Source organism: Frondihabitans sp. Leaf304, assembly GCF_001423105.1.
Taxonomy (GTDB): domain Bacteria; phylum Actinomycetota; class Actinomycetes; order Actinomycetales; family Microbacteriaceae; genus Frondihabitans.
Genome location: NZ_LMNV01000002.1, coordinates 1565152 through 1583973, shown reverse-complemented (window position 1 = coordinate 1583973; position 18822 = coordinate 1565152). Strand labels below are relative to the sequence as shown.

18 protein-coding genes are annotated in these 18822 nt (G+C 69.2%); 14 read left to right on the top strand and 4 right to left on the bottom strand.

The annotated features are described in order from the left end of the window. The first annotated feature begins 45 nt into the window (after nt 1-45). The 10 genes from ASF54_RS07060 (at nt 46) to ASF54_RS07020 (ending at nt 5493) form a co-directional block, all read left to right on the top strand. The gene (locus ASF54_RS07060; protein ID WP_055960360.1) at nt 46-492 is read left to right on the top strand and encodes an Asp23/Gls24 family envelope stress response protein; all 447 of its coding nucleotides are present in this window, start codon (nt 46-48) and stop codon (nt 490-492) included. Continuing rightward, nucleotides 489-677: a DUF2273 domain-containing protein gene (locus ASF54_RS07055; RefSeq protein ID WP_055960357.1), complete on the top strand. Its 189-nt coding sequence runs from the start codon at nt 489-491 to the stop codon at nt 675-677. Before ASF54_RS07060 ends, ASF54_RS07055 begins: the two co-directional genes overlap by 4 nt. Then, the gene (locus ASF54_RS07050; protein WP_055960354.1) at nt 674-1045 is read left to right on the top strand and encodes a hypothetical protein; all 372 of its coding nucleotides are present in this window, start codon (nt 674-676) and stop codon (nt 1043-1045) included. The genes ASF54_RS07055 and ASF54_RS07050 overlap by 4 nt, the downstream gene beginning before the upstream one ends. After that, nucleotides 1042-1617 (top strand): DUF6286 domain-containing protein, encoded by a 576-nt coding sequence (locus ASF54_RS07045; RefSeq protein WP_055960351.1) that lies wholly within the window; start codon nt 1042-1044, stop codon nt 1615-1617. Before ASF54_RS07050 ends, ASF54_RS07045 begins: the two co-directional genes overlap by 4 nt. Beyond that, the gene (locus ASF54_RS07040; RefSeq protein ID WP_055960348.1) at nt 1617-2222 is read left to right on the top strand and encodes a hypothetical protein; all 606 of its coding nucleotides are present in this window, start codon (nt 1617-1619) and stop codon (nt 2220-2222) included. Before ASF54_RS07045 ends, ASF54_RS07040 begins: the two co-directional genes overlap by 1 nt. Nucleotides 2223-2297: 75 nt before the next feature. Next, the gene (gene aqpZ, locus ASF54_RS07035) at nt 2298-3101 is read left to right on the top strand and encodes an aquaporin Z (protein ID WP_084816007.1); all 804 of its coding nucleotides are present in this window, start codon (nt 2298-2300) and stop codon (nt 3099-3101) included. Nucleotides 3102-3155: 54 nt separating this feature from the next. Next, a complete protein-coding gene (locus ASF54_RS16755; protein ID WP_055960345.1) occupies nt 3156-4271 on the top strand; it encodes an Asp23/Gls24 family envelope stress response protein in 1116 nt (371 codons plus the stop codon). Continuing rightward, nucleotides 4268-4678 carry a hypothetical protein gene (locus ASF54_RS07025; RefSeq protein WP_055960342.1) on the top strand — a complete coding sequence of 137 codons (411 nt, stop codon included), beginning with the start codon at nt 4268-4270 and terminating at the stop codon, nt 4676-4678. The genes ASF54_RS16755 and ASF54_RS07025 overlap by 4 nt, the downstream gene beginning before the upstream one ends. A 29-nt stretch (nt 4679-4707) precedes the next feature. Next, nucleotides 4708-4869 (top strand): YqaE/Pmp3 family membrane protein, encoded by a 162-nt coding sequence (locus ASF54_RS16355; RefSeq protein WP_194601749.1) that lies wholly within the window; start codon nt 4708-4710, stop codon nt 4867-4869. A 267-nt stretch (nt 4870-5136) separates the two neighbouring features. Continuing rightward, entirely contained in the window at nt 5137-5493 is a 357-nt protein-coding gene (locus ASF54_RS07020; RefSeq protein ID WP_055960339.1) for a PRC-barrel domain-containing protein, read from the top strand. 98 nt (nt 5494-5591) lie between these two features. Here the strand turns inward: ASF54_RS07020 and ASF54_RS07015 are convergent, their stop codons facing one another. The 3 genes from ASF54_RS07015 to ASF54_RS07005 form a co-directional block, all read right to left on the bottom strand. Beyond that, nucleotides 5592-8249, bottom strand: coding sequence for a phosphoenolpyruvate carboxylase (locus tag ASF54_RS07015; RefSeq protein ID WP_055960336.1), 2658 nt, complete (start codon nt 8247-8249; stop codon nt 5592-5594). Between the two features lie 193 nt (nt 8250-8442). Further along, nucleotides 8443-9852 carry an aldehyde dehydrogenase family protein gene (locus ASF54_RS07010; protein WP_055960333.1) on the bottom strand — a complete coding sequence of 470 codons (1410 nt, stop codon included), beginning with the start codon at nt 9850-9852 and terminating at the stop codon, nt 8443-8445. A 197-nt stretch (nt 9853-10049) separates the two neighbouring features. Next, nucleotides 10050-10673 (bottom strand): hypothetical protein, encoded by a 624-nt coding sequence (locus ASF54_RS07005; RefSeq protein ID WP_055962225.1) that lies wholly within the window; start codon nt 10671-10673, stop codon nt 10050-10052. Nucleotides 10674-10760: 87 nt separating this feature from the next. Between ASF54_RS07005 and ASF54_RS07000 the strand changes: the two genes are divergently transcribed. Continuing rightward, a complete protein-coding gene (locus ASF54_RS07000; RefSeq protein ID WP_055960330.1) occupies nt 10761-11273 on the top strand; it encodes a MarR family winged helix-turn-helix transcriptional regulator in 513 nt (170 codons plus the stop codon). A gap of 126 nt (nt 11274-11399) precedes the next feature. Here ASF54_RS07000 and ASF54_RS06995 read toward each other — a convergent pair whose 3' ends face one another. Further along, nucleotides 11400-12803 (bottom strand): aspartate aminotransferase family protein, encoded by a 1404-nt coding sequence (locus tag ASF54_RS06995; protein WP_055960326.1) that lies wholly within the window; start codon nt 12801-12803, stop codon nt 11400-11402. 455 nt (nt 12804-13258) lie between these two features. On the opposite strand from ASF54_RS06995, the gene ASF54_RS06990 reads away from it, so the two are divergent. From ASF54_RS06990 to ASF54_RS06980, 3 genes are all read left to right on the top strand, one after another. Continuing rightward, nucleotides 13259-16366 carry a glycoside hydrolase family 2 TIM barrel-domain containing protein gene (locus ASF54_RS06990; RefSeq protein ID WP_055960323.1) on the top strand — a complete coding sequence of 1036 codons (3108 nt, stop codon included), beginning with the start codon at nt 13259-13261 and terminating at the stop codon, nt 16364-16366. A 143-nt stretch (nt 16367-16509) separates the two neighbouring features. Beyond that, nucleotides 16510-18030, top strand: a complete 1521-nt coding sequence (locus ASF54_RS06985; RefSeq protein WP_157510062.1) for a reverse transcriptase family protein — start codon at nt 16510-16512, stop codon at nt 18028-18030. A 125-nt stretch (nt 18031-18155) separates the two neighbouring features. Next, nucleotides 18156-18785 (top strand): TetR/AcrR family transcriptional regulator C-terminal domain-containing protein, encoded by a 630-nt coding sequence (locus ASF54_RS06980; RefSeq protein ID WP_055960318.1) that lies wholly within the window; start codon nt 18156-18158, stop codon nt 18783-18785. The last annotated feature ends 37 nt before the right edge of the window (nt 18786-18822 follow it).

Here is an 18822-nt window from a genome sequence, read left to right as displayed (position 1 = left end):
CACCGGGACCCCGGGGAGCACCACCACCAGCTAATGGAGAGAAAAATGACGAACGTCACCCCCACTTCCAGCTCGACCGTCGCCAAGAACTCGGCCGGAGCCCACGCCGCCACCGGTAAGAACACCATCGCCGAGGGCGTCGTCGAGAAGGTCGCCGGCATCGCTGCCCGCGAGGTTCCCGGCGTGCACGACCTCGGCAACGGAGCAGCCCGTGCCATCGGCGCCATCCGCAGCGCCATCAACCAGCAGGACCGCGGCCAGGGCATCAAGGTCGAGGTCGGCGAGAAGCAGGTTGCCGCCGACATCATCGTCGTCGCCGAGTACCCCGTCGAGCTTCAGAAGCTCGCCGACAGCGTCCGCGCCAGTGTGACCGAGGCCATCTCGACGGTCGTCGGCATGGAGGTCACCGAGGTCAACGTGACCGTCTCCGACGTCTACATCCCGTCCGACGACGACGACAACAACGACGAGACCGAGAGCCGCGTCAAGTGACCCCGACCACCAAAGGAATGCTGATCGGTGCCGTCCTGGCACTGGCAGCAGTCGCGTTCGGCTTCTGGGCGATGATCCTGGTGGCTGTCGCCATCGTGATCGGCTGGGGTGTCGGACGGGTCGTCGAGGGCAAGCTCGACGTGAAGTCTCTTTCCGACACGCTCCGCGGGCGGCGGTCCTCGTGACCGCGGCGGTGATGGCCGACGCTGTGCCGGCCACCTCCGGCCTCCACGGTCGTACGAAGATCACGTCGCGCGCTGTGCGTCGGGTCGTGTCGGCCGTCACCGCGGACGCCCTCAGCGTCAGTGCGTCCGACGTCTCGGTGGAACTCACCGACGACAACGGCTCGCTCACCGTGATCGCCAAGACACCCATCCACATCAGCCCCCTCGGCGTCGTCGGGCGTCGCTCGAACGGAACACTGCTCGAGCGTCTGACCGCGGCCCAGACCACCATCCGCAACCGATGCCTGGAGCTCACCGGCTCCTCCGTCGGGCGGGTCGACCTCCGAATCACGGGTGTCGAACTCCGAGAACGAAAGAGGGTCTCATGACCAGCCCGGCGATCTACCGGCGAGTTGTTCGCCGTGAGACCCATTCCTCCCGATCGGGCATCGCCATCGCACTGGCCGTCCTTCTGATCGTGGTGTTCGCCTGGTTCGGCGTGGAATCCGTGTTGGCCGCTCTGGGCCAGCCGGCACTCCTCGTCTCGCCGAAAGACGCCGTGGTCGCTGCGCTCGGCGCCGTGAGTGGCCCGGTCGGCCTCCTCACCGCCGGAGGCGCCGTCGTCGCCGTGATCGGGCTCGTTCTCATCGTCGTCTCGCTCGCCCCCGGGCGAAAAGGGCGTCGAGGTTCGGTCTCCGAGCGCACTGCATCGGTGGTCGACGATCGGGTCATCGCGCAGAGCGTGGCCCAGACCGGCGCCTACGCCGGAGACATCGATCCCGACCAGGTGAAGGTCACCGTCGGCAAGCGCACCGTCGACGTCGACGTCACACCGACGTCGGGCCGTGCGGCGGACGTCCGCAGCATCGAGGAGGCCGTGAACGACGAGCTGAAGTCGTACGACTACAGCCCGAGCCTCCGCTCTCGGGTTCGCGTCTCTGAGAAAGGAACCCTGAGCTGATGACCAACACGAATCGCTTCCTCAACCGCGCCCTCGTCTTCGTGATCGGGCTCGTCCTCCTCCTCGCCGGCGGCGCAGTCGCCGTCGGTGCCCTCCTGCCCGACGTGCAGAAGCCGGTGTCGCAGGGTGCCGACGACGCCACGGGGCCGACGTCCGATGCCCTCTCGGGTGGCCAGCCCTGGATCCTCTGGGTCGTGGCGGCCGCAGCCCTCGTGCTGATCGTGCTGCTCCTCTGGTTCATCTTTCGTCAGGGGCATGGCCGCACGAACACGCTCCTCACCGTCGACAGCGGCGAGGGTCGCGACAAGACGACCGGCGGCAGCCTGAGCGTCGACGCCAAGGTGGCCGAGCAGGTTCTCGAAGAGAGCCTGACCCGCGATCCCGGAATCATCTCGGTCGACGTCACTGCATTCGAGGTCAAGAAGCAGAGTGTGCTTCGCGTCACCGTGCAGACCCGCCGCGGCGTCTCGCCCGTCGACATCGGCGCCACCGTCGACAAGGCGGTTGCCGAGTGGGATGCCCTCCTCGGCACTCAGACGCCGATCGTCGTGCAGATCGTCGGCGGTCTCCGTGCCCAGATGAGCGGAACCGCTCGCGTCGTCTGATCTCGAGTCTCCGTCGAGAGGGGCTCGGGTACTCCGGGCCCCTCTCTCAACTCACCACGTGAACAAAGGTTTTTCATGAGCACAGGCAAGCGCCCTGTCAGCCGGTCCACCGCCGAACAGCGCGGTCAGAAGGCACAGACTTACCCCGCCACCTCCCGGCTCCTTGCCGAGGTCTTCGGCACATTCCTGCTGGTCTTCGGCGGCGTCGGCACGGCCCTGTACGCCTCCGCGTTCCCCACCAGCGCCAACACGCTCGGTGTGGGTTTCGTCGGCGTCGCCCTGGCCTTCGGGCTGACGGTCATGGCCGGCATCTACGCCGTCGGTCACATCTCGGGCGGGCATTTCAACCCCGCCGTCACGGTCGGTCTGGCCATCGCCGGTCGCACCGAGTGGCGTCACGTGCCCGGATACGTCGTCGCCCAGATCGTCGGCGGTGCGCTGGCTTCCAGCGCGCTCGCCGTCATCGCCGCGGGCGGCCCCGGAGACTACTTCGCCGCGGCCCGCGACAGTGGATTCGCGTCGAACGGGTTCGGAGACGCCTCACCCGGAGGCTTCGGGCTCGGAGCGGTCTTCCTCACCGAGGTCATCCTCACGGGCGTCTTCGTGGCATTGATCCTCTCGATCACCGCCAAGCCCGAATACAAGGCTGTCGCTCCGCTCGGAATCGGCCTGACGCTCACCCTGATCCACCTGATCAGCATTCCCATCAGCAACACGTCTGTAAACCCGGCCCGTTCCATCGCCGCCGCACTGTACGGCGGGCCCACCGCGCTCTCGCAGCTCTGGGTCTTCCTCGTCGCTCCGCTCGTCGGCGCCGCGATCGCCGGGATCCTCCACCGCCAGCTGTCGCGAACCCGCGCCCTGGCCCTCACCGACTAGGCCCTCACCCGCCGAGTCCCATCCTGCTATTCCGCTTCACCGAAGGAGAACCGAATGTCCGACACCGTCACGGGAGACGCCACCCGTCCGCAGCCCTCCCCAGTCGACCTCACCGGAATCGACGCCACCCACGGTGCCGACGAGAGCCCGGCCCAGCTGCTCAGCACGACGGTGGCCGAGACCGCCTCCGGAGTGACCGGCGTGCACCACCTGGGTGGCCTCGCCGCCCGAACCCTCGACCGAGCCAGCCGGCAGATCCGCGGCACGTCGAGTGCACCGGGCGTCACGGTGTCCGAAGAGGACGGCGTCACCACGGTCGACCTCGACCTCGTCGTCGAGTACCCCCACCCCGTCGACAAGGTCGTCGAGACCACGCGCGACCAGGTGAGCCGGGCGGCGACGCAGCTCGTCTCCGGCAGCGTCGTGGTCAACATCACTGTGACCGACATTCACGGGCCGTACGACAAGGATCCTGCGGTTCTGGACGCCATCGACCGTGCCGGTGAGAAGGCGGGCGAGCTGAAAGACAAGGCTGGCGATCTCGCCGAGCAGGCCGGCGACAAGGCGGGCGAGTTGAAAGACAAGGCCGGCGATCTCGCCGAGCAGGCCGGCGACAAGGCGGGCGAGCTGAGAGACAAGGCCAGTGACAAGGCGGGCGAGCTGCAGGCGCAGGCTGGCGATCTCAAGGCCGATGCCGACGCCAAGGTCGACGACCTCCGGGCGCAGGCCGACACGAAGATCGGCGAGATGCGGAACGGAGCCGCCGACCTCGTCGAGCAGGCCGGCGCGAAAGCCAGCGAGCTCAAGGCGCAGGCTGACGACAAGGTCGCCGACTTCTCCGCAAAGGCCGACGAGCGCGTAGCCGACTTCCAGGCCAAGGCGGAAGCCACGGCCGACGAGGTGGCGGCGGCTGCGGACGACCGCTCCGGTGCTGATGCCGTCTCGACCCCGAGCGCTGTCTCGACCCCGGAGGCCGTCTCAACCCTCGACGAGCTCGAGGCGAAGGCGGACGAGAAGCTCGACGAACTCGACGAGAAAGCCGACGAGAAGCTCGACGAACTCGATGCCAAGGCGGACGAGAAGCTCGCCGAGATCGATGCTCAGGCCGACGCGCCCCGAGTGCAGCTCGACGCGAAGGCGACTTCCGCCAGTGACGAGACGCGGGCGTGAAGACCCGCTCGTTCAGCGCGGGGCAGCGACGCCGGCCCCGCGCGGTCTGGGCAGCACTGATCACCGGCGTGATCGTGTCTGTGGTGATCGTGGCCGGGATCCTTCTTCCCGTTCTCGGTCTGATCGGCGCGGCTGACGCCACCACGTTCGGAGCCCTGCGCGTTCCCGTCGGGGCGATCACCGCTGCGATCGTGATCAGCTACCTCGTCGGGCTCGGATTCCTCGTGCTGACATTCGTCGCCCGCATCGGGGCGCTGGCCTGGATCACCGCTGTCGCAGCCATCATCGCGACTCTCGTCGGTTCGCTCTGGCCCCTGGTCGCCACGGCCTTCGCCAGCGTCGACCAGGTGCAGGATGTCATTCCGTTCATCCAGCAGCTCATCGGTCAGTTCACCGGCAACAATTAGCCGATCCCTCCTCAGAAAGCAGGCACTCCGTGCGCAAGATCCTTCTCATCGTCCTTTGTTTCTTCTTCCCGTTCATCGCGGTGCTCCTGGTCGACGGCCCCAGTATCAAGGTGCTTTGGGCGTTCCTGCTGCAGCTTCTCGGTCACGTGCCCGGCGTCATCTACGGCATCTACCGCGTCACTCGTAACTGAGCTGCGGGCCTGCGCCTGACGGTCTCGCCGAGATCGCACTTGTGGTCGTCCTGAACCGACCGCAATTGCGATCTCGGCGCGCGCTTTCGCTCTCGAGCGGTGCGAGATGGCCGAATCTCCGGCTGCGGGCCCTGTTCGACGTAATTAGGGCCATCTCGCCGCGCGCCGCCCAGCGCCACGCCGTTCCGGCGCGGGAACAGGCCACGGCCTAGCCGACTACCGTTGTCTCAGAGGTCGGAGGCACCGACCCGCCACAAGGAGGCACCTGTGTTCGAACCGGAGAACCTGCGCGATTGGATCGGCCTGCCGGTCGTCGACCAGAGCGGCGACAAAGTCGGCACGCTCGAGAGCCTGTACTTCGACACCTCCACCGACCAGCCGGCATTCGCCACGGTCGAAACTGGTGTGCTCGGCGGCAAGAAGCTCGTCTTCGTCCCGCTTCAGGGCGCCACCGTTGCGCCGAAGCACCTCAAGGTGGAATTCGGCAAGAAGAAGATCAAAGACGCACCGTTCATCGCGACCGACGGCGAGCTGCAGGCAGCCGACGAGCCCGCGATCTACACGTACTACGAGGTGCCGTACCAGACGGGTTCCGGCGGCGAGCGTCGCCTCGGCCGCCGCTAGAACGACTCACAGCGCAGGATGCGAGCCGGACGGCTTGGATTCTGCGCTGTGTTCGTTAAGCGCGGGGCGGCCCGAGGGCCGCGTCGCACCCAAGAAATTCAGCCGGTGTTCTGAAGGCCGGCGGCGATGCCATTGACGGTCAGCAGCAACAGGCGGTGGTCGGCGTCAGCCGGATCCTTCTCCACCGATCGACGGATGCCGCGCAACGCACGAAGCTGCAACAGCGACAGGGCATCGACGTAGGGGCTGCGGAGGCGCACAGCGCGGCTGAGCACAGGGCGACCGCCGAGCACATCCGTCGATCCACTGATCTTGATGACCCAGTCACGGGTCAGTGTCATCTCGTCCATCACGGCGTCCGTGAGGTCGGCACGGTCGGCGAGAGCCAGATACTGGCGCGCAATCGTCTCGTCGGTCTTCGCGAGCGACATCTCGACGTTCTTGATCATGGCGGCGAACAGCGGCCAGTTGGCGAACGCGTCGCGGAGCACATCGACGTCGCCGATCGACTCGAGCGCCGACCCGAGGCCGTACCAGCCGGCCAGGTTGATCCGGGCTTGCGACCACGAGAACACCCACGGGATCGCCCGGAGGTCTTCGAGCGATTCGACCGACAGGCCGCGGCGGGCCGGGCGGGAGCCGAGCGCGAGCAGGCCGATCTCTTCCATCGGGGTGACGGCCGCGAACCACTTCGCGAATCCGTCGGCCTTGATGAGGGCGAAGAAGCGCTCGCGCGATGCCGCGTCCATCTGCTCGGCGAGCGACCCGTAGCGGGCGGCCGCGTCGGCGTTGAGCTTCTCGTTCGACGGGCTCGACGCCATCAGCGTCGCGGCCGCCATCTGCTCGATATGGCGCGCGGCGATCGTCTTGTCGCCGTACTGGGCGAAGATGACCTCGCCCTGCTCGGTGATCTTGAAGCGACCGTCGACCGATCCGGGAGGCTGAGCCATGACGGCCTCGTTCGCTGGCCCGCCGCCTCGGCCCATTGCGCCGCCGCGTCCGTGGAACAGCGTCAGCTCGATGTCGTTCGACTCGGCCCAGTCGGCGATCCGCGCCTGCGCGTCGTAGAGGGCGAAGGTCGCCGACACGGGCCCGACGTCTTTCGACGAGTCGGAGTAGCCGAGCATGACCTCGACCTTGCGGCCCGTGGCTTCGAGGCGTGCCTGGTACGGCTCGCTTGCGAGAGCCTCGCTCAGGATCCGAGTGCTCGCCGACAGGTCGGCGAACGTCTCGAACAGCGGAATCACGTCGAGCACGGGTGCGGCTTCGCCGGATCCTGAAGCGATCTCCGCCAGCGCGAACACGTTCTCGATGTCGGCGGACGACTGCGTGAACGACACGATGTACCGAGCGGCCGCGCGATGCCCGTAGCGCTTCTGCAGCGAGGCGATGGTGCGGAAGACCTCGAGCACCTCGACGGTCATTGGGCTGAGCTCGCCGCCCGCCCGCACCTCGGCGAGGGCGTTGCGGTGCACCTGCGAGTGCTGGCGCACCTCGAGTTCGGCGAGGTGGAAGCCGAACGTCTCGACCTGCCAGATCAGCCCCTGCAGCTCGCCGTAGGCGGCGCGGTGGGCCCCGGCGTCGCGGAGAGACAACTGGATGGTGCGCAGCTCGTCGAGCAGCACGTCGGGGGAGGAGTAGCCGAGGGCGTCGCCGCGGCGGGTGGCCTCGATGCGCGCCGAGATGAAGAGGAGCGCGCGGCGGTGGGTCTCTTGCGGCGAGCGGAGCCCGATGCGTCCGGCGAGGTCGGGGTCGAGGGCGTACTGCGCGTCGGAGAGAGCAGTGAGGCCTGCGCTGGGCGGGGTGTCGTCCTCGTCGAGCGTGAGAGTGCCGCCGATGCGCGACGCGGCGCGGTAGAGGCCGAGGAGCACGTGCTCGGCAGCGATCTCGGCGGCCTGGCGCGTCACGTCGGCGGTCACGTGCGGGTTGCCGTCGCGGTCGCCGCCGATCCAGCTCGAGAGGCGGAGGAACGCGGGGGCGACGGGCGGCTTAGCCCCGGCGTCAGGCCCCTGCAGACGGTCGTCGAGCAGGCGGTAGACGCGCGGCACGACCTCGAACAGGGTCTGGTCGAAGATGTTCATCGCCGTGCGGACCTCGTCGAGAGGGGTCGGCCGGGTCGTCCGGATCGGCGAGGTGCGCCACAGAGTGTCGATCTCTTCGAGCAGCCGGCGCTCGACGGCAGCGGTCTCGACGTCGTTCTCGCTCCGGTCGCGCGCCTCGAGCAGGTCGCTGATGCGGCGGATGCCCGAAGCGACGGCGCGGCGGCGGGCCTCGGTCGGGTGAGCGGTCAGCACGGGCTGGAAGCGGAGATTCTGCAGGCGCTCGGCGGCCTGCTCGGCTCCGACCTCGTCGGTCAGCAGATCGAGGGTCGCGGTGAGCGAGTCGGAGGCCGACCCGGCGGTCGACCCGCGGCGGCGCAGAACGCGCACGCGGTGGTGCTCCTCGGCGAGGTTCGACAGGTGGAAGTAACAGGTGAACGCGCGAGCGACCTCTTCGGCGCGCTCCTGATCGAGGCTGTCGATGTGCTGCTGCGCGGCCTCGACCGAGGCATCGGCGTCGCCCTCGTAGGCGGCGATCACGGAGCGGCGGACGCGCTCGACGTCGGCGAGCAGATCGGCGCCACCCGACTCGGTGAGCACGCGGCCGAGCAGGTTGCCGAGGTAGCTGACGTCTTCGCGCAGAGACGCGTCGACCGCGCCCCGCACGTCTTCGCGGCTGTGGCCGTCGCCGCGTCGGGCGCCTTCGAATACGGTCATGGCAGATTCCTTCGGAGGCGTCGGGTCGTCACCCCTAATAGTTACCACGAGTCGGCGGGACGTTACGTCGCTCGCTCTTCCGGCTCCATTTGCAAATTGGAAGGAGATCCGCGACGTCGACCCCGCCCGATCCGCATGACTTCGTCGCCGGCCGCGCGTTTCTCCTTCAAATTCGGAAGCAGGCCCGGCGGAGTCAGCGCAGCCGCCCCAGCACGCCGCGCACGAACGCGTCCTTGCCCCGCGTGAACGGCGGGTACGCGATGCGCAGAGTGTCGGGGTGCAGCGGCTTCGACAGCACGGCTTTCTCGTGGCTGAACGTCAGCAGTCCGCGCTCGCCGTGATAGGCGCCCATGCCGCTGGTGCCGACGCCGCCGAACGGCAGACCGGCGACCGACAGGTGCGCCGAGGGAGCGCCGAACGAGACGGCTCCTGACGACGTGTCTTCCAGGATCCTGCGCCTCGCCTCTTCCGACTCGGTGAACGCGTAGAGGGCGAGCGGCTTCGGACGCGACCGGATGACGCGAATCGCCTCGTCGAGGTCGCGCACCTCGACGATCGGCAGGATCGGCCCGAAGATCTCGTTCTGCATGATCTCGTCGTCGAGGCTCACGCCCGAGAGGATGGTCGGTTCGAGGTACCGGGTGGCGCGATGGTGCCGGCCGCCGAGCACCGCACCGCCTGTCGGCTCTCCGTCGGGGCCGCTCTCCGGGAGCAGAGCGACGAGCCTGTCGAACTGCGCGTCCGAGACGATGCGACCGTAGCTGTGGCTGACGGCCGGATCGTCCCCGTAGAAACCGTGGATCGCCTGCGCGACAGCCTCGATGAGGCTGGGCGCGAGCGCGGGAGTGGTCAGGATGTAGTCGGGCGCGACGCAGGTCTGCCCCGCGTTCATGAACTTGCCCCAGGCGATGCGTTTCGCGGCGACGTGCAGGTCGACCGTGTCGTCGATCCACACCGGCGACTTGCCCCCGAGTTCGAGCGTGACCGGTGTCAGCTGCTCGGCCGCGGCCCTGGCGACGATCCGCCCGACGCGCTCGCCCCCGGTGAAGAAGATGTGGTCGAACCGCTGTTCGAGCAGCTCCGTCGTCGCGTCGGCACCGCCCTCGATCACGGCAACGGCTTCAGGATCCAAGTGCTCACCGACAAGACGGGCGAGAGTCGCCGAGGTGGCCGGCGCCAACTCGCTCGGCTTCAGCACGACCGAGTTTCCGGCCGCGAGTGCCCCCACCAGCGGGTCGAGGAGGAGCTGCACCGGGTAGTTCCACGGCGCGATGATCAGGACGACCCCGAGCGGCTCGCGGACGATCCGCGCGGTCGCCGGCGCGATGAGAAGCGGCACCGGGCTGCGCTTCGGCAGCAGCCACTCGCGCAGATGAGCCAGCGCATGGTCGATCTCGGCCACGACGATGTCGATCTCGGTGAGGCGCGCCTCGTCGGCGTTCTTGTGCAGGTCGTCGAACAGCGCCTGCTCGAGGTCGGCGGAGTGGTCGACGAGCAACGCGCGCAGGGCCGTCAGCTGAGCCGTGCGCCAGGCGAGCGGCTTGGTGCGGCCCGCGTCGAACGCGTCTCGCAGGCGGGTGACGGTGAGAGCGGCGTCGGTCATGCCTCATCCTCGCGCGTGCGGGTGCGAATTCGGCCGCGGCGCCGCGAATTTGCGAGCGATTCGGTGGGTGAGCCAGGCAGCGGCGCCGAAAAATGGGGCGGGGCACCGGGATCGCTCTCAAATTGGCGCCGGAGCCGCCGTGCCGCCGGGGCCGCCGGGGCTGCCCAGGCCGCGCGCCCGTCAGCGCTCCCGAGCCCTCAGCGCGGCGCGTTCAGCCAGGGCCTCAGCAGCCGCGTCGCCAGCGGCAGCACCCAGTACGCCATGATCGGCGTCAGCGTCAGCGTCGTGATCAGCACCTTCGGCAGGATCGGCAGCGACGTCCAGCCCGGGATCAGCAGCGTGGTCAGGTAGGTGAAGAGCAGGTTGACCGGGAAGAAGCCGACCCAGATGCTCGTCGCCTGCTTCCAGCGCGGCGGCGGCACCGCGCTGGCATCCGAACCCGACCCGGCGCCCCGGGCTCCGTTCTCGTGGGAGTCGAACCACCCCTCGATGCCTGTCCGCTTCTCGACACGCGACTCGACGACGAGGTCGCGGCCCTCGGCGAGCCAGGCAGTCCGCTCGGGCGAGGATTCCCATCGGTCGAGGAGGTCGGGATCCGCGAAGCGATACAGCATGTGCCACTCGTCGCTGGTGCCGTGCGAACGCACCCACCCCGATCCGAGGAATCCCGGATAGCGATTGGCGAGATTCACCCCGGCCTGCACCCAGCCGGTGGCTTCGGGAATCCGATCCGACTGGACGATACGGGTGATAGACACGGTGACGGGAGTGGCCGGGGGCGCTTGTGGCGCAGTGGCGGTCCGCGTCTCTTCTGGAGACATGCTGACGATTCTCGCCGACGCGTGTTTCGGGCTCATTACCTCCCTTGCTGGGCGGCTTCCGAGTAAGCACTGAGTAGTCTCGGAGCCATGTCATCCGAACGCAGTGACGAGGTCGATCTCCTGATCGATGCGTGGGCCGGTCAGCTTCCCGAGACCGACTTCTCGCCCCTCGATGTGATGTCGCGCCTCCGCCGTGTGGCGCTGAACCTCAACACCGTTCGAGCCGCCGCCTTCAAGAGCGCCGGCCTCGCAATCTGGGAGTTCGACGTGCTCGCCGCCCTGCGACGTGCCGGCGAGCCCTTTCAGCTCAGCCCCGCCCAGCTCGTCCGCATCACGATGGTCACGAGCGGCACGCTCACCAATCGGCTCGACCTACTCGAAGAGCGTGGGCTCGTCGAGCGCCGCAAGAACCCCGACGACGGTCGCGGCGTACTCGTGCACATGACCGATCCCGGTCGCGAGATGGTCGACCAGGCAATGCTGCAGCTCGTCGCCGAAGAAGAGGTGAAGCTCGCGCCGCTGACCCGCCAGGATCGCGCGCAGCTCATCGAGTTGCTTCGGCGGCTCGGCACCGACTCGAATCCGGCCGACCCGGCCTAGCTGGGCCCGCTACCGCGACGGGCGCACGGCGACGTCGCGCGAATCGGCCAAGGTCGCGCGCCGCGGCGCTGTGACACTGGCCGATTCACGCGACCTCGGCGGAGACACCCCCGCGAGCACACACCCTCACACCAGCCGGGCGGCCTCCAGCAGCGTCGCCCGCAGGATCTGCTCCATCTCGTCGAACTCGGCCTGACCGGCTATGAGGGGCGGCGCGAGCTGGATCACCGGGTTCGCGCGGTCGTCGGGCCGGCAGTAGAGGCCGTTCTCCATCAGCGCGCCGGGCAAGAACTGCTTGATGAGGAGCTCGCGTTCGGCCGCATCGAACGTCGTCTTGGATCCTTTGTCTTTGACCAGTTCGATGGCCCAGAAGTAGCCGTCACCGCGCACATCGCCGACGATGTCGAGGTCGAGCAGCTTCGACAGCGTCGCCCCGAAGGCACCCTCGTTGTCGAGCACGCGCTGGTTGAGGCCCTCTCGCTCGAAGAGGTCGAGGTTGGCCAGCGAGACGGCCGCCGAGACCGGGTGCCCGCCAAAGGTGTAGCCGTGCGGGAAGAAGTCGGTTCCGTGCAAGAAGGGCTCCATCACGCGCTCGTTGGCGATCATCGCGCCGATCGGTCCGTAGCCCGACGACATGCCCTTCGCGCAGGTGATGATGTCGGGCTCGTAGCCAAACTTCTCGCAGGCGAACATGGTGCCGTGGCGTCCGAACGCGCAGATGACCTCGTCGGAGACCAGCAGGACGTCGTACTTGTCGCAGATCTCGCGGACTCGAGCGAAGTATCCGGGCGGCGGCGTGTAGCAGCCTCCCGAGTTCTGCACCGGCTCGAGCACGACGGCCGCCACCGTGTCGGCGCCTTCGAACAGGATTGCCTCCTCGATTCGGTTGGCCGCCCAGAGTCCGAAGGCTCGTTCGTCGCCGTTCCACTCATCTGTGGCTCGGTAGAAGTCGGTGTTCGGCACGCGGAATCCGCCCGGAGTCAACGGCTCGAACGCCTGCTTCATCGCGGGGAGGCCGGTGATCGCCAGCGCTCCCTGCGTGGTGCCGTGGTACGCGGCCATCCGCGAGATGACCTTGTGCTTCTGCGGCTTGCCGGTCAGCTTGAAGTACTGCTTCGCGACCTTCCACGCGCTCTCGACGGCTTCGCCGCCGCCCGACGTGAAGAAGACCCGATTCAAGGATCCCGGTGCGTACGTCGCGAGACGCTCCGCCAGTTCGATCACGGGCCGGTTCGCATGGCCCCACACCGGAAAGTAGGCGAGCTTCTTGGCCTGCTCGGCGGCGGCATCGGCGAGTTCGTGGCGGCCGTGGCCGGCCTGGACGACGAAGAGGCCGGCAAGACCGTCGAGGATCCGCTGGCCGCGATCGTCCCACAGGTACATTCCTTCGGCGTGGTCGATCACCCGCATCGGCTTCGACTGGAACGGCGCCATCCGGGAGAAATGCATCCACAGGTGATCGCGACCGGCGGCCTCGAGCGGGGTGAAGTCGCTGTCGGTGCGGAGGAGCGCGTCGTTCGTCGTCGTCATCGGGCCATGGTGCCGGGCCCCTGCGCCGGCGGGAATCGACGTTCTGTCGCGCGGGGTGCGTCGCTCTGCCGTTCTGGCCGCGAGTGCCGCCTTTTGTCGCGCCACGATCGCGCCGCGCGGCATTTGGCGGCACTCGGCATGTGGCACCCGCCCCGCGGTGCCTCCCCTCGGCCTCAGAGCAGCGCGCGACCCCGAGTGCCGCGTATTGCCGCACCACGGCCGCGCGCCGCGGCATTTGGCGGCACTCGGTGCCCGGCCTGCCGGTGCGGAGGCGCGACCGAGTGACGCAGGGCCGCGAGTGCCGCCTAATGCCGTGGCAAGACGGCGGGCCGCGACAAATGGCGGCACTCGGTACCCGGCACGCGGCACTCGGCAACCGGCATTCGGCGGCAATCGGCCCCGCGGCCGCAGGCATGTTAGCGTAAACATTGCCCCCGATCGAAGGAGATCCACCGATGAGCAGCACCCCCGACTACGTCACCGCCATCACGCCCGGCACCGGTCGCCGAGCTGCGGCACGGTCGTGGCTGCACACCGACGCGCCGAGTCTCGATCTGTCGGGTGAGTGGGCATTCCGGCTCCTTCCGCACGCCGCCGGAGACACGGCCTTCGTCGATCCCGCCACGAGCGTCGACGATTGGGAGTCGATGGCCGTGCCGTCGCACTGGGTGCTCGGGCACGACGGCCGCTACGGTTCGCCGATCTACACGAACGTGCAGTTCCCGTTTCCGGTCGACCCTCCGTTCGTGCCCGACGCGAACCCCACCGGCGACTACCGCCGCGACTTCGAGATCCCCGGCGGACAGCCCGAGGGAGCTGCCGGCGGCAGTGCTGACGGCGCCGATGCCTGGACCGCCGCCGCCACGCACCTCCTTCGTTTCGACGGCGTCGAGTCCACCTACAAGGTGTGGCTGAACGGTGTCGAGATCGGCACGGGCGCGGGCAGTCGCCTGGCGCAGGAGTTCGACGTGACCGGCGTGCTGCGGCCGGGCCGGAACACGCTCGCCGTGCGGGTGCATCAGTGGTCGGCCGCGAGCTACGTCGAGGATCAGGATCAGTGGTGGCTGCCGGGCATCTTCCGCGAAGTCACGGTGGTGGCGCGGCCGGTGGGCGGGCTGGACGACGTGTGGCTGCGCACCGGATGGTCGGAGCGCGACGGCGGGTCGCTGGATCCTGAGATCCGTGCCGACGAGTCGGCATTCCCGGTGCGGCTCACGATCGCCGAGCTGGGAGTCGACGTGACCTGGGCGAGCCCGGCCGAGGTCGTCCCGCTGAGCGTGGAGGGCGCCGAGCCCTGGTCGGCCGAGTCGCCGCGCCTGTACGAGACGACCGTGACGAGCGTCGGCGAGACGGTGACCCAGCGTGTCGGCTTCCGCACGGTCCGCATCGACGGCGATCTGCTGCTGGTCAACGACCGTCGCCTCGTGTTCCACGGCATGAACCGGCACGAGTCGCACCCCGACCGTGGGCGCGTGTTCGACGAGCAGCACGCCCGCGACGATTTGGCGCGGATGAAGCGCTTCAACGTCAACGCGATCCGCACCAGCCACTACCCGCCGCACCCGCGCCTGCTCGACCTGTGTGACGAGCTCGGCCTCTGGGTCGTGCTCGAGTGCGATCTCGAGACGCACGGATTCGAGCGCGGAGCGTCGCAGAACGGGCTCGAGGGCTGGTGGGATCGTCCGGCCGACGCCTGGGTCGACAACCCGAGCGACGACCCGCGCTGGCGCGACGTCTACGTCGACCGCATGGAGCGCACCGTCGAGCGCGACAAGAACCACGCGAGCATCGTCATCTGGTCGCTCGGCAATGAGGCGGGCACCGGCACGAACCTCGCCGCCATGAGCGCCTGGGTGCACGACCGCGACCCCGAGCGTCCGGTGCACTACGAGGGTGACCGCACCGGCTCGTACACCGACGTCTACTCGCGCATGTACTCGTCGATTCCCGAGACGGAGTCGATCGGCAGCGACACCACCGAGCTCATCCAGGGGGCGACCGCGGCCGAGTCGGCTCGTCTCCGCCAGCGCCCGTTCCTCCTCTGCGAGTACGTGCACGCGATGGGAAACGGGCCCGGAGCGATCGACCAGTACGAAGACCTCGTCGACCGGTACCCGCGCCTGCACGGCGGCTTCGTCTGGGAGTGGCGCGACCACGGCATCCGCACCCGCACGGCCGATGGCACCGATTTCTTCGGCTACGGCGGCGACTTCGGCGAGGTGGTGCACGACGGCAACTTCGTGATGGACGGCATGATCCTCTCCGACGAGACGCCGACCCCGGGTCTCCACGAGTACGCGGCGGTCGTCGCGCCGTTCCGCTTCGCGTTCTCGGTCGAGAGCGAAGGATCCGGCCTCACCATCTCGAACCACCGCCACTCGCGCCCCTCCGACGATGTCCGCTTCGTCTGGCACGCCGAGGTCGACGGGGTCGAGGTCGCTTCGGGCGCCCTCGAGGTGCCGAGCATTGCAGCCGGCTCGTCGGTTGCCGTGCCGCTGCCGACGGTCGACGTGGGCGCCGACGGCGAGACCTGGCTGACCGTCGAGGCCGTCACGTCGGCCGACGCCGCGTGGGCTCCCGCCGGGCACGTCGTCGCGGCCGGGCAGCACGATCTGACGCCGCTTCGGTCGGCCAGGCCGCTGCGGTCGACGTTCGGCAGCCGTCCCGCTCGCTCGCTGCAGGCTCTTCCCGCGGGCGTGCACCGCCTCGGCCCCGCCGTCTTCGAGGGTGGCGAGCTCGTCGAGCTCGCCGGTCGGCCGGTCGCCGATCCGACCCTCGCGCTGTTCCGCGCACCCACCGACAACGACTCTCTTTCGCACGCCGGGCAGTACGACTCTGCCGGGGTGACGCCGAACTTCGGCACCGGCGAGCCCGGGTTCGCGCTGGGGCTCCTGTGGGAGGCGGCCGGTCTCGATCGGATGACCCGGCGGATCCTGCGTTCTGAATCGGACGGCACTTCGGTGCGGCAGCTAGCGCGCTACGCCGCAGCGGCGTCGCGCCATTCGGTCAGCGTCGAGACGACGTGGGAGGCCTCCGGCGACGACGTGCTGCTGAGCGTGGCGATCGCGTTCTCGTCGCGGTGGGATCTGATCCTGCCCCGCATCGGCATGCGCCTCGATCTTCCTGGAGCGGTCGACGAAGCGTCGTGGTTCGGCACCGGTCCGGGAGAGTCGTACCCGGACAGCATGCGTGCCGCCCGGGTGGGCCGGTTCGCCGCCGGGATCGACGAGCTGTCCGCCCAGTACGCGCGCCCCCAAGAGACCGGTCACCGCTCGGCGTTCCGATCGCTCGACCTTGCCGCAGAAGGCTCGCCCTGGCTGCGGGTCGCGGCGCTCGCCGACGAGGCCGGGCGCCGGCCGGGCTTCACGCTCTCACGGCACACCGCCGAGGAGATCGCGGGCGCCGCTCACCCGCACGAGCTCCCGACGTCGACCGGCACGCACCTGTACGTGGATGCGGCGCAGAACGGCCTCGGCTCCCGGGCGTGCGGCGTCGACGTGTGGCCCGAGTTCGCGCTGCGTCCTGAAGCGCGTGCGCTGAGGCTGGTGCTTTCGGCGCTGTAGCTGCGTGCCCGTGCAAATTTGAAGGAGAAACCGCCGCTCGGCAACCACTTCATGCGGATCGGGGGCCGCCCGCCCGTGTTTCTCCTTCAAATTCGGGCGGGCCCCAGTTGCGGTGCGGCGGCGCGACTTCTACTGTGAGCGGCATGCAACGGCCTCCGGGCGAGGCGGGCGGCACACGAGCTGTGCCGCCCTCTCCGGGGCTACCCCGGGGGACGAAGATCGACGAGAACACGACACCGCGAGAGGCCGAGCGCGCTTCGCGCGCCCTGCCTCCCGCACCGGCGGATGAGTCGTTCGGAGGCCGTTCGCAGCACGACGCCAACGCAGACATCGCGCACGAGCCGCCCGGCGCCACGCTCGCCGAGGTCGCCCGCGCGCTGGCCGATGCATTCCACGCGGCGCCGGAGTGGTCGGCGCCGAGCCTGCTGGCGGCCGGGTCGAGCGTCGTCGGGTCGCGCCGGGCGTTCGTTCGGGTGGCGGTGGGCGGGATCCTCGAGTCCTTGCCTCGCTCGCTGCCCGATTCGCCCCGCCTGCTCGCTCGCCTGATCCTCGACCTGCCGGGTTTCGTGGCGTCGTTCCGGCGAGGCACACGGCGAACGCCGGTCAGGATCCGCAGCCGCGCCATCGCTCCCACCCGCGCGGTGGGGCCGGGCCCGCGCGTCGACACCGTCGTCGACCTCGCGCGTCTGCTCGGCGTGACCGTGGGGCGCCTCGAGTGGTTCGCCGACACCCAGGGCTGGAACCGTCTCGCCGAAGAGGGACCGCTGCACCACTACCGCTACAAGTGGCGTGTTCGCCCGGGGCGGGTGCCTCGTCTGCTCGAGGTTCCGCTCGACCGGCTGCGGACGATGCAACGGATCATCCTCGACGAGCTGCTCACGCCGATGCCGCTGCACGACGCGGCGCACGGCTTCGTCGCGGGCCGCAGCGCGATCACCGGAGCGGCCGAGCACACCGGCCGCGACGTCGTGATCGGGCTCGACCTCGTCTCGTTCTTCGCATCGGTCACCGCGAAGCAGATCTACGGACTCTTCCGGCGGGCCGGCCTTCCCGAGACGGTCGCCCACCTGCTCACCGGAGTCTGCACGCACTCGGTTCCGCCGAGGGTGCTGCGCGCCATGCCCGCGGGCGGCTCGGCCTCGGCGCGGTTCGCCCTGCGTCAGGCGCTGTCGACGCCGCACCTGCCGCAGGGTGCGCCCTCGTCGCCGGCCCTCGCCAACCTGAGCCTGCAGCGCCTCGACTCGCGGCTCGCCGGCTGGGCCGACGCCTTCGGCGCCACCTACACGCGCTACGCCGATGACCTCGCGTTCTCGGGCGACGCCTCACTGGCCTCGATGGTGCGGGAGTTCGTCCGCGGGGCCACGGCGATCGTCGTCGACTCGGGTCACACGATCAATGCCCCGAAGACGAGGATCCGACGGGCGGGCACCCGGCAGACCGTCACCGGCATCGTGGTCAACGCCACCACTGCTCCCGGGCGTCGCGAGTATGACCGACTCCGGGCAGTCGTCCACAACTGCGTCACCCACGGGCCGGAGGGGCAGAACCGCGAGGGCCATCCGGCGTTCCGGCAGCAGCTGCTCGGCCGGATCGCGTGGGTGTCGCAGCTGCATCCGGAGCGTGGCGCCCGGCTGCGCCGCGAGTTCGAGCTCATCCGCTGGTGACTCGCGCGGCGAGATCGCGCTAGTGGTCGGGTGGATTCGACCACTACTGCGATCTCAGCGCCCGAAGGCCCGTCCAGCCCAGACGGGGGACTAGCGTAGAACGCCTCGTCCCCTAATCTGGGGGGATGACTTCGCCCGGATCTTCTGCGCCCGCGCTGCCCGATGCCCGCGCGACCATCGATGAGGCCGCGCGCACGATCGCCCTGTCGTCGGGCCTGACAGCGATCACGCTGCGCCGAATGGCGTCCGTCTCGAGCCTGTCGCCCGGGGTCATCGCCGCAGAAGAACCCTCGATGCACGCACTCGCCGCTCGCACCTTCTCCGACCTCGCGCTGAGCGAGCTGGGGCGAATCCGGGAGGTAGCAGCCGCGGCGTCGACCCCGCTGGAGGCGCTGCGGATCCTCGTGTCCGCCCTGCTCGCCACCGACCACAGCCTGTCGAAGACGATTTGGGCCGACGCCTGGAGCATCGGCCGCCACAACGACTTCGTGGCCGTGGCCGCCCGCGAGTGCATGACCACGTGGCAGGAGTTGGCGGTCTCGATCCTCGACGCCGGCAACGCCAGCGGCGACTTCCACGTGACGAATGCGCCTCTTGCCGCTCGTCAGTTCTTCGCTCTCATCGACAGCACGACGGTCTACGGGCTCGTCGGCTACCTGACCGAGGAGGAGCGCAGCCAGCTCGTCACCCGCTCGGTCGAGGTGAGTGTCGGACTCGCCGAGGGCACTCTCGCCGGGGGTAGCGTCGAGGGCTGACCGTGTCGCGGATCGCGGCGCGGGCGATCGAGAGGAG